At 58.6% G+C, this 11,756-nt stretch carries 13 protein-coding genes; 3 read left to right on the forward strand and 10 right to left on the reverse strand.

The features are described 5' to 3' along the window. Nucleotides 1–12 precede the first annotated feature (12 nt). Both ACZRMS_RS14635 and ACZRMS_RS14640 read left to right on the forward strand, forming a co-directional pair. Complete coding sequence (locus ACZRMS_RS14635) at nt 13–1,020, forward strand: ATP-binding protein (protein WP_463995812.1); 1,008 nt, start codon at nt 13–15, stop codon at nt 1,018–1,020. Between the two features lie 110 nt (nt 1,021–1,130). Next, entirely contained in the window at nt 1,131–1,685 is a 555-nt protein-coding gene (locus tag ACZRMS_RS14640) for a vWA domain-containing protein (RefSeq protein WP_463995887.1), read from the forward strand. A gap of 60 nt (nt 1,686–1,745) precedes the next feature. On the opposite strand, the gene ACZRMS_RS14645 is transcribed toward ACZRMS_RS14640, so the two are convergent. Then, the gene (locus ACZRMS_RS14645) at nt 1,746–2,012 is read right to left on the reverse strand and encodes a hypothetical protein (protein WP_463995813.1); all 267 of its coding nucleotides are present in this window, start codon (nt 2,010–2,012) and stop codon (nt 1,746–1,748) included. Nucleotides 2,013–2,351: 339 nt separating this feature from the next. Between ACZRMS_RS14645 and ACZRMS_RS14650 the strand changes: the two genes are divergently transcribed. Beyond that, on the forward strand, nt 2,352–3,668 hold the full coding sequence (locus ACZRMS_RS14650; protein WP_463995888.1) for a sigma-54 dependent transcriptional regulator: 1,317 nt from the start codon (nt 2,352–2,354) through the stop codon (nt 3,666–3,668). A gap of 72 nt (nt 3,669–3,740) precedes the next feature. On the opposite strand, the gene ACZRMS_RS14655 is transcribed toward ACZRMS_RS14650, so the two are convergent. The 9 genes from ACZRMS_RS14655 to ACZRMS_RS14695 all read right to left on the reverse strand — a co-directional run bounded on the left by ACZRMS_RS14655 (nt 3,741) and on the right by ACZRMS_RS14695 (nt 11,712). Then, entirely contained in the window at nt 3,741–5,045 is a 1,305-nt protein-coding gene (locus tag ACZRMS_RS14655) for a transporter family protein (protein ID WP_463995814.1), read from the reverse strand. Between the two features lie 46 nt (nt 5,046–5,091). Then, nucleotides 5,092–5,832 carry a hypothetical protein gene (locus tag ACZRMS_RS14660; RefSeq protein WP_463995815.1) on the reverse strand — a complete coding sequence of 247 codons (741 nt, stop codon included), beginning with the start codon at nt 5,830–5,832 and terminating at the stop codon, nt 5,092–5,094. 45 nt (nt 5,833–5,877) lie between these two features. Continuing rightward, the gene (locus ACZRMS_RS14665; RefSeq protein WP_463995816.1) at nt 5,878–6,558 is read right to left on the reverse strand and encodes a C39 family peptidase; all 681 of its coding nucleotides are present in this window, start codon (nt 6,556–6,558) and stop codon (nt 5,878–5,880) included. A gap of 62 nt (nt 6,559–6,620) precedes the next feature. Further along, nucleotides 6,621–7,400: a heme utilization protein gene (locus ACZRMS_RS14670; RefSeq protein ID WP_463995817.1), complete on the reverse strand. Its 780-nt coding sequence runs from the start codon at nt 7,398–7,400 to the stop codon at nt 6,621–6,623. 69 nt (nt 7,401–7,469) lie between these two features. Continuing rightward, complete coding sequence (locus ACZRMS_RS14675; RefSeq protein ID WP_463995818.1) at nt 7,470–8,045, reverse strand: adhesin; 576 nt, start codon at nt 8,043–8,045, stop codon at nt 7,470–7,472. Nucleotide 8,046: 1 nt separating this feature from the next. Next, nucleotides 8,047–8,487 carry a hypothetical protein gene (locus tag ACZRMS_RS14680; RefSeq protein ID WP_463995819.1) on the reverse strand — a complete coding sequence of 147 codons (441 nt, stop codon included), beginning with the start codon at nt 8,485–8,487 and terminating at the stop codon, nt 8,047–8,049. A 384-nt stretch (nt 8,488–8,871) separates the two neighbouring features. Then, nucleotides 8,872–9,408, reverse strand: coding sequence for an AAA family ATPase (locus tag ACZRMS_RS14685; protein WP_463995820.1), 537 nt, complete (start codon nt 9,406–9,408; stop codon nt 8,872–8,874). Continuing rightward, on the reverse strand, nt 9,405–9,968 hold the full coding sequence (gene pnuC / locus ACZRMS_RS14690; protein WP_463995821.1) for a nicotinamide riboside transporter PnuC: 564 nt from the start codon (nt 9,966–9,968) through the stop codon (nt 9,405–9,407). The genes ACZRMS_RS14685 and pnuC overlap by 4 nt, the downstream gene beginning before the upstream one ends. 133 nt (nt 9,969–10,101) lie before the next feature. Continuing rightward, nucleotides 10,102–11,712: an ArnT family glycosyltransferase gene (locus ACZRMS_RS14695; RefSeq protein WP_463995822.1), complete on the reverse strand. Its 1,611-nt coding sequence runs from the start codon at nt 11,710–11,712 to the stop codon at nt 10,102–10,104. Between the last annotated feature and the right edge of the window lie 44 nt (nt 11,713–11,756).

An 11,756-nucleotide genomic window follows, 5' to 3' on the forward strand; every position in this document is an offset into this window, starting at 1 on the left:
GAACCCGAAAACATGACTGACACCCCGCATTTCCCGTTATCGGCGGTGGTCGGCGCGCAGGCCTTGAAACTGGCGCTGTGCCTGACGGCCATTGACCCGAAAATCGGCGGCGTGCTGATCGAAGGCCCGCGCGGCATGGCCAAATCGACCCTGGCCCGGGGCCTCGCGGACCTGCTGGCCAGCGGTCAATTTGTCACCTTGCCCCTGGGCGCAACTGAAGAGCGGCTGGTGGGCACCCTCGATCTGGATGCGGCGCTGGGGCAGGGCAAGGCGCAGTTTTCGCCCGGCGTACTGGCCAAGGCCGATGGCGGCGTGCTGTATGTGGATGAAGTGAATTTGCTGGCCGACCATCTGGTGGATGTGCTGCTGGATGTGGCAGCGAGCGGCACCAACGTGGTCGAGCGTGATGGCATCTCCCATCGCCACGCCGCGCGCTTCGTGCTGATTGGCACCATGAACCCCGAAGAAGGCGAGTTGCGCCCGCAGTTGCTCGACCGTTTTGGCCTGAATGTCGCCATGAGCGGTCAGCCGCCACCGGCCGAGCGCGGAGAAATCATTCGCCGCCGACTGGACTTTGATGCCGACCCCCAAGGGTTTTGCGCGCACTGGGCGCCGCAGCAGGACGCCTTGCGCGAACGTTGCCAGCAGGCCCGTGAGTTATTGAACAACATCGCCCTTGATGATCAGGCCCTGACGGTGATCACCGAACGCTGCTTTGCCGCGGCAGTGGACGGCATGCGCGCCGACCTGGTGTGGCTGCGGGCGGCGCGGGCCCATGCGGCATGGCGCGGGGCAACGGCGATCAGTCTGGACGATATCGATGCAGTGGCCGAGTTCGCCTTGCGCCATCGTCGCCGTGAATCCAGCCCCCAGGCACCTGCGCCCGAACAGCCGCAATCGCCGCCACAATCGAGCAGTGCATCACCCCGGTCCGGCCAGGGCCAGTGGGGCGAGTTACCGGCCCAGTCCCAGGTATCCGGGGCTCGCCGTGAAGTGCCGAGCTGGCCAAAAAAGCCTTAGGCATTCGCCCCCGACCGGCAGAGGGGGTGGATGCCGGACCCCGGGCAGGCCAGCTCAGTACGGGCAAGCAGGGCGCCAGTCGCAGTGCCGACAACGGGGCGGTTGACTGGGTGCAGACTTTGCTCGGTGGGCGCCCGCGTCAGCGTGCCGATCTGGCATTTAAAACCCGGCAAAGCAGCGCTCAGGAACTGTGGCTGGTGGTGGTGGATGCGTCCGCCTCGACCCGTCGCCATCAGGCGCTGAGCGACGCCAAGGGCGTATTGGCCCAGCTGTTTGAAGATGCTTATCGCCAGCGTGCCCGGGTGGCCGTGATGACGGCCAGCGGCCATGCGCCGCAATGGCAGGTCAGTGGCTCGAAGGCGTCGAAAGCTCTGGATGAATGGTTGCAGGGGCTGGGTGCAGGAGGTGGAACGCCGTTGCTGGAGGCATTGCGCGAAGTGGCGAGGTGGCTCGATGGTCGGCGCAAGCAATTCCCGCAGGAGCAGCAGCGCTTTTTGTTGCTGACCGATGGTCGTTTGAAGGAGTGGTCGACCTTGCCCGCGATTGACTGTCCGGGGCTGCTGATCGATATCGAGAGAGGCCCGATTCGCCTGGGGCGATCCCGTCAGATGGCGCTGGAACTCAATGCCGAGTATCGGCATATCGACGGGTTGAACCTGGCGTAGAGACTGAAAATAAAATGGGGGAGCGGGCGGGCCCGGTCCCCCATGTCAGCGGTAAAGCGATTAAGCCGGCATTACCCAGGGCTGCAACGCGTAGCCTTCGCTGCTCAGCTCGGCCCGGGCTTGTGCCAGCAGGCTTTCGAGTTGGGCGGCGTCTGCGCAGGCGCTGCGCGGGATCTGTTTTTGGCCGATACGGGTACTGGTGCGGTCGATAACGGTCAGGCTCAATTCGCCGTGGCCGTCCTGTGCAGCCCAGGCAACGCATTGAAAAGGTTCAAAGGCGTGGCCGGCAATCAAAAGTGCTTCGTTGAAACGGAGCGGGGCGTTCATAGGGTCGTCTCTCTCGTGTGCCCATCAAGTGATTAACCGTCGGCTGGGCTTACCGTTCGGTTGGTTACTTGTACTGATGACTTCTGACCGGCATCAGGTCACACACTTTCGTCACTTTTTTAAAAGTATTTTCACCCGACTGATCCAGATCAATGTTTGCAGTCACGGCAAAAATTGCTCCCATTCATTTGGGTGTACACAGTTTAATTGGCTATTAGTGTTATAAAAAAACGATCCTGAACGTTTGCCCAGCCTTGCTAAGGTTACGCTTGAGTTGAACAAGGGACTGTTTCTATTGCTGTTTTAATTCTTTGGCGCCAAGGAACAGTCATGCTCACGATGCCATCTGCGCGACGTCTGCTGGTCGTTGATCCCTGTGAAGATTGCCATGACTTGCTCCCCGGGCTGCGAACGCTGGGCTGGGCCGTAGACAGTTGCAGCCTGGCAACCGTGGTTGACCGCGCTTGCGACGTTGGGCTGTTCAGGTTGCAGCCTGATCATCTTGAGCACCCCGAAGCGGTGAAAGACATGATCAGCCGCAGCGGTACCGAGTGGATTGCGGTGCTGACCCCGGATGTTCTTAAACTGAAGAATGTGGGGGACTTTGTCTGCGAGTGGTTTTTTGACTTCCACACCTTGCCCTTCGATGTCTCGCGGGTACAGGTCACGCTCGGCAGGGCCTTCGGCATGGCGCGACTGCGTGGCCGGGTGCTTACCCACGCCGACAGGCGGGTAGATGAGCTGCTGGGTGACAGCCAGAGCATGCGCAACATGCGCAAAATCCTCGGCAAGTTCGCGCCCACCCAATCACCCATACTGATCCGCGGTGAAAGCGGTACCGGCAAGGAACTGGTTGCCCGCACCCTGCATCGCCAGTCCTTGCGCAGCTCCATGCCCTTTGTTGCGATCAATTGCGGTGCCATCCCGGAAAACCTGATCCAGTCAGAACTGTTTGGCCATGAGAAAGGTGCGTTCACGGGCGCCCATCAGCGCAAGATCGGACGTATCGAAGCGGCCAACAGCGGCACGTTGTTCCTGGATGAGATCGGCGATCTGCCGCTGGAACTGCAAGCCAATCTGCTGCGCTTTTTGCAGGAAAAACACATAGAAAGGGTGGGCGGCAGCCAGCCCATTCCCGTCGATGTGCGGGTGCTGGCGGCCACCCATGTGGACCTCGAAGCCGCGATTGTGAGCGGGCGCTTTCGCGAAGACCTGTACTACCGGCTCAACGTCCTGCAGGTGGTCATGGCTCCTTTGCGTGAGCGTCATGGTGATCTGGCCATGCTGGCCAATCATTTTGCCAGTTTCTACAGCCTGGAAACCGGTCGCCGCCCCCGCACTTTCAGTAATGACGCCCTGATTGCCATGGTTAATCATCCCTGGCCCGGCAATGTGCGCGAACTGGCCAACCGCGTGCGCCGGGGGCTGGTCCTGGCGGAAGGGCGCCAGATCGAGGCCCATGACCTGGGGCTGGAGTCGCTCCCGGTCTTTGCGGGCACCATGTGCACCCTGGAGGAGTACAAGGACCGGGCAGAGCGTCAGGCACTGAGCGAAGTGCTGAACAGGCACGGCGATAACCTGAGCCTGGCGGCCAAGGTGCTGGGGGTTTCGCGCCCGACGTTTTACCGGTTGCTGCACAAGCATCACATCCGCTAAGCCCCATCCAGCCTCCCAGAAAAACAAAAGGCCCGCGGCGTTTGAGCGCTGCGGGCCTTTTGTCGGGAGCGTTTAGAAGTAGTACGGGAATTTAAGGCTGAAGGTGAAGTCTGGCGCATCGTCGGTCAGGCCAATCGACAGGTTTGGCACGATGGTCAGGTTGTCGGTGGCAGCCACGGTCATGCCGACGTTGAAGTAGCCCGCGTTGGCATCGCTGGTGGTGACGGTTTGCCAGTCCCCGCCATCCTGCTTGAGCTTGCTCTTTTTCTGGATCAGGTCGGACACGGAGAACGACATACTCATTTTTTCGTTGAGTGCGAATGCAACACCGGCACCAATCTGGAAGCTGTCACCCAGTTTGACCTTGCCCGGTTGCTTCAGGTTGTTGGTGGAGCTGATGTCGTCAAAAGACTCTTCCAGGTTGTGGGTGTACGACAGGGAGCCGAACAGTACCGCCGGGTCGAAGGTTTTAACCAGGGAAATGGCAGGGCTGATCGACCACACGCCGTTACCGGTCGGCAGGTCTTCAGGGGTGAAGACGTTGGTGTTGTCAACCGATTGCACCAGCTTGATCCCGAACGGGTCTTTGCCGGTAGGGGCCTTGACCCGCACGCTGAAGACCGCATCGGGGGTGTTGACCGACTCGTCGAGGAACTTGTAAGCCACGCCAAAGTTGATATCGCCAATGGTCGGGTCGCGGGTGACCGTTTCTTCTGAAGTCGCCTGTGCATCACCGCCGTTGGCACCACCGGACTGGTAGGTCGACTCGCGATAGATCACGGGTACGTTCACGTCGAACTGCCAGCGGTTATCCAGGTTGTAACGGCCGGTCAGGTCCAGAGTCCAGTTGTCGGCCTTGATGCGATCGAGGTTGAGGTTGCCCAGGAAAATCGAGTCCAGGGCCAGGAAGCCATTGAGGATCAGCTGACGGGTGTCATAGCGCGAATACGTGATGCCGGTTTCGAGGCTGAACTTGCCACCGCCGAAAAAACCGCTGGCCTCATCGTAAAGGTTGACCACGCTCTGGGCGGGTGCGGAATCATCCTTCAAGGACTCCCCATACGAACTGCCGGCGGCGGCGCTTGCCGCTCCACCTGCCGCGCCACCGCTGGCTGCGATGACACCCTTGTTGCCTTTCATGTCGGCCGGCGATTTGGCCAGGCGCTTGGGGGCTGGTGCTGCCGGCTGGTCTTCAACTTGACGAACCCGCTGTTCAAGTACTGCCAAGGCTTTTTGTTGTTGGTCGTAACGTTGGCGAAGCTCCAGTAGTTCTTTTTTTAGTAGCTCTACATCACTATCAGGGGCTGCATAAAGCAGGGCTGACGGCAATAGAGTGCTCATACATACGACTGCGCGAAAAGTTAACGTTCGATGCATGAAATAGGCCGCCCAAGTAGACCGAATTGTAAGTCAAGAGCCTAGTTCAATATCCCATGTTGCGTAGACCTTTTAACGGACTAAGGTTGCAATCAAGCGCACCGGTACTTGGCAAGTTATTGCGCAACACCACATTAAGTTGGGTAAGGTTATTTACCGAGTTGCCTCCACCTAATAGGGTTGTGCTCTGCAACACGCCACCTTGAGCGATTTGTTGCAATGAACTGCCCTGATTGTTGTTGGCCTGGATCGCCACCTGGACACCGCCACCAGTAGCGGAAACGCTCAGGTTGCCTGCACTGCTTGTTTGCGTGACGGGGTTATTGGCGGTCAGCAAGACGCCTTGCTGGTTCACCACCGGGGCCTGATTGGCTTCGCTGACATTGATATCGACGTTGTTGTAGGCCGTGTTGTTGTCGCCGGCAGCCCGTACGCTCTGGGTCACGCCCTGGCCTGTGGTCAGCCCTGTGCCGCCTGTCACCATGCCGGTGCCGGCAGATACCGGTGCGCCGTTGCCGGCGGAGCTGTAGGTCGAGACATAGAACCGGGGTTCGACGGTACTTTGCACGGTCATGCTGGTTGAAGCGCCAACAATCCCGCCGTTACTGCTGGTCCAGGTACTGTTCATCACAATGCCGAAACTGATGATCCGCCCCGGCATCACGAATCGACCGCGCAGTTGGGCCATCTCAGCATCTTTCAATTCGACCGGTTTAAAGGTCGAGGCCGCCTGGGCGGGCAGGCTGCCCGCAAGGCATGCGGCAATCAGCCAATAGTGAGTTTTCATGTGCTGCTCCAGGAGCGTCTGGCCCCGTCGCCATGATTGGCACACCTAAAAGAAGTCGCTTTGGATAAACCCGAAGTCCATGAGTTCTGCGTCTTTGACCGGGCTGAACATATCCAGCTGGTTTTTTGCCGTCAGCGGAGCAGGGGGCGTCAGTAGCGCGTTGGTTTTGTCGTAACCGGGGCCAATGATGGCGAACACGATGCCATTCCAGCCCTTGAGGAAGTCTTCATGGGAATAGCGCTTGTGGCCCAGCACCGGATCGCCGATGTAGACCCAGTCTTTCTGGGTGCGTTGCAGGACCACAAAGTGCTTGTAGCCACGTATGTCCAGCAGCACCACAACAGGAATGTTCACACTTTCAAGGCTCTGGGCCGGTATCCGGTAACCCCGGGCACGCATGCCGATACTTTCGACGTAGCGCTTCATGTCGAGCATTGAAAAGCCCTGGGTGCGTACCAGGTCCTGATCTGCGTTTTGCAGCATGCCCTTGATGATCTGGTCTTCGTTGACGTCCAGCCAGTAGGCCTGTCGCAGTACGGTAGCAAGCGCCGCGGCACCACAACTGAAATCGGTTTTTTGTTCGACGATGTCGGTAAAGCGTCGCTCACGGATGCTCTGCACCTGCTTGAACACCAGATTGCCGCCAGGCATGGCAGCGATTGGCATCTGTGCGGCCTGGGCCGTACCGGCCAGGCAGAGCATGAAGGAGAGAGCAGCAATACGCATGATCAATACGCCCTGAAGTAGAGAAAGGGTCCCGTAACGGGACCCTTTTTTAACTGTCGCGATTACATGCAGACTTTGCAGCCAGCAGCGATGGACAGAGAGTTGCTTTGTTGGTTGCCCACACCGGCTGCGATGTTGGCACCGCCATTACCCGAGATGCCATTGAATGAATGGTCCATGGTGGCGTTGTTCACGACAGGGGTGGTGTTGTGGTTCCCGTATGAGCCTTGCGACCAGGTATTCACATTGCTCAGGTAGGACGCCCCAGCCTCGTTGATCACCGACAGATTGTTCGAGGTTTGGTTGGCGGTTGCGCCTGCGCCTGCGATACGGCCATTGGATACGGCGATGGCCAGGTTGTTTTTCTGTTGGTTGAAGTCGCCGGCAGCCACGTTTATGCCCACATTGCCTGAGCTGCCATTGCCTGAACTGTCGAGCTTGGCGTTATTTTGTGTGCCGTAGTTGTGGTCGTTGTTATGACTGTTGGTCTGGGTTGCGCTGGTCAGGGAGGCGGCAGTACCAAAGACGAACGTTTCGTCAGCGGTTGCGATTGCAACGGCGTTGTCTTGTTGGTTGCCTGAACCGGCTGCGGCGTTCACACCCATGTTGCCTTCAGCTCCTTTGACGGAGTCTTTGACGGTAGCGGTGTTTTTGATCGCTTTGTTGGTCACATTGTTGTTGTGACTGTTTTGCACATCAATCACAACAGCGGCAGCCCCTGCATTAGGGTCCATGGTGTAAGACGGTGGAGGTGGTGGGCCATCGTTGTGAGCGTGTGCAGCTACGGACAGAAGTGCGGCCATAGCGAAAGCCAGAGGTTTCAGAGCGCTTGACGGTTTCATGGTGTTTCTCCGTGCTTCATTAGTGAGTTAAGTGTTGGCACTTTCTAATTGCACTGCGTTGTTGCCGGGTCAGTCAGCAACCCGGATGTTGAGGGTGTTAGCCATGCGGTTCCCCACCCCTGCACTCTGGTTCAACTGCACCACCCCGCGGCTGCCGGTGAAGGCCTGGTCGCCTGTCACGACCTGGCGGCTGCCGCTGGTGGGGGGAGCAGTGCCCGAGTCTGGAAGCAGCGCCACGTTCTGCTGTGACAGGGCGCTGTCGTCGATGCCTTGGGGTTGGGCACTGATGCCGACCCGCACTGCATTGACCATTTGGTTGTTGGCGCCGGCGGACTGGTTGATCCCGATCACGCCGGTGCCATTGCTGAATGAGTTGCCGAGAATCGCTGCCTTGGCATTGAGCGAAGGGTCGGCACGGGTGTTGAGTTTTTGGGTGACGGAGGTGGAGGCGTGTGCCTCGGTGCCGATGGCAACAGCCCGGATGTTGACTTGCTGCTGCTGATCGCCAGCCGCCTGGTTGACCGTGACGTTGCCATGGTAATCAGCACTGGAACTGTTGATCTCGGCGTTGTTGCTGCTGGCAGCCAGCACGTTGGCACTGGCCAGCAACGCGGCAATCAGTAAGTGCAGTCGGCGAACGGTCATATCATTTCCCCTGGCTCAGTATTGAGAGCGGGCGCATACCCTGTTCGATGCTGTTGCCGATCGTGTTGGACACCGTGCCGCCGCTGCCGCCGCCATGGCCGTTGGTCATGCCCGGCAGGCCGTTACTGTTGCTGAGCCCTGGCAGTGAATTGGTGTGGGGGATGATGGTGCGGTTGATCGAAGCACCGGTGCTCACGCCGGCAAAGTCACCATCACTGAGTTCACCGGTTGCGCCCAGAACTTGTGCTGAAGGGTTGGCATTCACGGTGCGCGGATCGGGATCGGGATGCATGGGCGGGTTACCCACCGCATAGGGTTGAACTGTACGTGTCACCACAATCTCGCCATTAGGCGCGGCCTGGACGGTGCAGCACAAACCCATCAAGGCGCTCAAGCCACAAGCCGTCAGCAAATTATGGTTACCGCGATAGAGGTGACGCATGTTCGTGCTCCCTGTATTCGACGCTGGCCCTAGTCAGCGTATTAAGGAGAGAGCAGAAGCTGTGCCACTTTATGTTTAGCCTTTAAAAACAACAGCTGTTGTAACCGTGTCGTTGTATGCCCAGGCCGAGTGTTTCAAACGTGAGACGCATAATGACCCGCTGGAATAAGCATCAGGCCAGGCAGGTACACTGTTTTAATGCTGTATCGGGAAGTGTTTCACGGACTTTACAATAAGCCGGAAAAAGCGTGAGCCCTTTGTTTTAGCGGCTTTGGCGTCGAGCGAGTGTTTCAGGAATGGACAACTTCAGGGTGCTGAAACCTTTAACTTGCGGGGCAGAAAGTTAAAGGTCTCAAGTGCCATAACTAAAAGACTAAGGATTTATTAATAAGTTGCTTGTGGGGCGATTAATTGTTCAACCGCGGCAAAAGCCTGCTGCTGACGAGCCTGCCAATCGCCCTTAACAACCTGTACGGGTTGTTGATGGCGATCGAGCCATTGCGCACTGGCGTTGAAAAATGCCTGACGTTCAGCCAGCGAGGGTTGGCAGCGTTGACCGTCGGGTGTCCATTCCACATCATCGGGCGACAGCAGCAGGTGCAGGTCGTAATGACGGCTTAGCAGTTGCGCTTCCAGCCAGTCAGGGCAGTCGTCAAACAGGGTCTGGCTCCACAGCATGTTGCTCAGCAAGTGGGTGTCCAGAATCAGCAGCTCGGGCTGTTGGCTCCGTGCCTGATCTTCCCAGTCGAGCTGGCCACGGGCGATCGCCGGAATGTCTGCCAGGCAGGTGTCGCGGGGGTTTTGTTCGATGAAGTAACGGACATATTCGCCCACCAGAATGCCGCCGAAGTGCTGCTGCAACTGCGCAGCCAACCAGCTTTTACCACTCGACTCCGGCCCTGCCAGTACCACCACCTTCATGTGCGCAGCGCCGGGTCGCGGTGCCAGTCACGCCAGCCCTGGATTGCGATGACCGTGAACAGCGCGTACAGGCCCGCCGTCCCGTACAGATCCTGGTAAGCAAAGAAGCCGATGTAAAACACGTCGATCACACACCACAGTGCCCAGCACTGCAGGCGTTTTTGGGCCATCCACACTTGGGCGACCAGGCTGAAAGCGGTCAGCGCTGCATCCTGCCAAGGGAACTGGGAATCGGTCCAGTGCGCCATCGAGGCGCCCAATGCCAGGCTGCCCGCAGCGCCGATAACCAGACCGAGTATCACATGCAGGGCACTTAACCGGGTCACGACGCGGCCCTCATGTTGCTCGCCCGCGCGGGTCCACTGCCACCAGCCATAAACTTGCAGCAGGGCAAAGAACACTTGCAACAACATGCCGGAGTACAGTTTGAGGCCGAAAAAAATCCAGCTGTAAAGCAGCACCATCACCAGGCCAATGGGCCAGCACCAAGGGTTCTGCTTGACCGTCAACCAGACGGCGATCACGCCGAGTGCGGCGGCAAACAGTTCGAGCCCTGACATTGGGATTCCTGGGGGTGAGAGAGAAGGGCGGCGATTGTAGCAAACCTTGGCGCATTGCAGTCCCGGTAGTCTCTGACGAGGAGCGGGGCTGCGATGGGAGTCCCGCTCTCAGCCTCGTCAGCGATTACGGGTGTTATCGGGGTTTGTGCAGCAGCACGTAATCGTTTTTATCGAAACGGCCGCTGAGTGCCGGTGCGATGTTGCCCAGTTCACTGCCTTGCAGGGCCTCGTAATCCTTGCGGTCCATGACGATCCAGACCGGGGCTGGCAATTCGCTCAGCTCGGCGGGCGATTGCGTAAACAGCGGCAGCAGGTCGCGGTTTACGTTGACCATGAACTTGATGGCCTTGGCATCTTTGCCCATGCCGTGCAGCACCAGCGGAGCCGGGGCTTGTTCGATCAATTGCATGGTTTTCTGAGTGAATGCGCGGGTGTCGTACAGGCTGCGTTCGGCCGGTTCATACACCATGATGTAACTGCTCCAAAGCGCCAGTACCGCACATGCCGCCAACCCGGCAACGCGCCATCGGGCTTTGAACAGCAAACCCACAGCCAGTAGCTGCAGAACCGCCAGCACCACAAAAGTGCCGTTCAATGCAGGCAGTTGCTCGCCAAAGCGCGAGCGGGCAACCAGCAAACCGGCAATCAACAAACCCGGCAGCAGTACAAAAATGCCCTGTATGAAACCGCGCAAGACGCCAAACACCCGGCCCTGCATCACTTGAAACGGATACGCCGCAATGATCGCGACCATTGGCAACATGGGCAGAAGGTAGCGGGCTTTTTTAGCCTGGGGAATCGACAGTCCGATCATCACCACCAGAGCGGCTGCAACGCAGTACTTGACCAGTTGCAGAGCCGGTCCCGATTGCGCGCGCCCGGCAATCAGGATCGCTGCCAGCACTGCGACCGCCAGCGGGTAAGCCAGCGCATAGTTGCCCATGGAACTGGTGAAGTAATACAGCACGCTGCTGGCGCCTTCGGTGCCGTCCATGCGCCCGGTAACCTGCATGCGGATCACTTCATGAACAAAGTCTTCACCACCACTGATCCAGGCCAGCATCAGCAATGTGCCGATGCACAGCACGAGCAGAACCAGTGCCTGGAGCCCGAAGCTGATCAGTCGGCGCCACTGGCCGTTGAGCAGGTAGAAACTGCAGAGGATGCCGGTGGGGATTACCAGACCGATCGGGCCGCGAATGGCAAAACCCAGTATCAGCAGGGCCAGCAGCAAAAAGTGCCGGCGTGGCGCACCGAAGTGCTCGTGGGAGTAGGCCAGATAGAATGCACTGAAGCTCACGGCTGCGAGCATTTGGTCCAGCGAAACAGCCCGGGTTTCGGTGACAAAAGTCATGCTCAGCAATAACAAGGCCACGCTGACCAGGGCCCAGGTACTCGATTGCGGTGCGATCAGGCGGTACATCAAGGTCACGATCGTTGCACTGGCAACGGCAGTGGGCAGCCACGCGGTCAGACTGGTGACCTGGCCAAAAGGCAGCGACAGCAACCACGTCAGCACGGTCGAGGTTGCGCTGTAGTCAGCGTAGGGCTGGCCATAGGTGGTCGGAAAGAAACCGGGGCCGTGGCGCATCATCTCGTTGGCAAACATCACAAAGCGCGAATCAAAGCCGATCGCTGCCTCTTGATGGTTACCCAGGATAAACAGCACGAATGCCAGTGCCCCCAGAATCAGGGAATGCCTGCGCTGTGTCAGCAAGGCCATGGGGTTGAAGTCGGCAGGCATGTCGAGTCTCCTTGACTCAATCTACGAACAAAAAAAACGCCGCC

The organism is Pseudomonas sp. B424, assembly GCF_055408345.1.

What these genes read in the sequence shown, in the direction of transcription:
- ACZRMS_RS14635 (WP_463995812.1), top strand. Translation starts at nt 13, where the DNA reads ATGACTGACACCCCGCATTTCCCGTTATCGGCGGTGGTCGGCGCGCAG.
- ACZRMS_RS14645 (WP_463995813.1), bottom strand. Translation starts at nt 2,012, where the DNA reads ATGAACGCCCCGCTCCGTTTCAACGAAGCACTTTTGATTGCCGGCCAC.
- ACZRMS_RS14650 (WP_463995888.1), top strand. Translation starts at nt 2,352, where the DNA reads ATGCCATCTGCGCGACGTCTGCTGGTCGTTGATCCCTGTGAAGATTGC.
- ACZRMS_RS14655 (WP_463995814.1), bottom strand. Translation starts at nt 5,045, where the DNA reads ATGCATCGAACGTTAACTTTTCGCGCAGTCGTATGTATGAGCACTCTA.
- ACZRMS_RS14660 (WP_463995815.1), bottom strand. Translation starts at nt 5,832, where the DNA reads ATGAAAACTCACTATTGGCTGATTGCCGCATGCCTTGCGGGCAGCCTG.
- ACZRMS_RS14665 (WP_463995816.1), bottom strand. Translation starts at nt 6,558, where the DNA reads ATGCGTATTGCTGCTCTCTCCTTCATGCTCTGCCTGGCCGGTACGGCC.
- ACZRMS_RS14670 (WP_463995817.1), bottom strand. Translation starts at nt 7,400, where the DNA reads ATGAAACCGTCAAGCGCTCTGAAACCTCTGGCTTTCGCTATGGCCGCA.
- ACZRMS_RS14675 (WP_463995818.1), bottom strand. Translation starts at nt 8,045, where the DNA reads ATGACCGTTCGCCGACTGCACTTACTGATTGCCGCGTTGCTGGCCAGT.
- ACZRMS_RS14680 (WP_463995819.1), bottom strand. Translation starts at nt 8,487, where the DNA reads ATGCGTCACCTCTATCGCGGTAACCATAATTTGCTGACGGCTTGTGGC.
- ACZRMS_RS14685 (WP_463995820.1), bottom strand. Translation starts at nt 9,408, where the DNA reads ATGAAGGTGGTGGTACTGGCAGGGCCGGAGTCGAGTGGTAAAAGCTGG.
- pnuC (WP_463995821.1), bottom strand. Translation starts at nt 9,968, where the DNA reads ATGTCAGGGCTCGAACTGTTTGCCGCCGCACTCGGCGTGATCGCCGTC.
- ACZRMS_RS14695 (WP_463995822.1), bottom strand. Translation starts at nt 11,712, where the DNA reads ATGCCTGCCGACTTCAACCCCATGGCCTTGCTGACACAGCGCAGGCAT.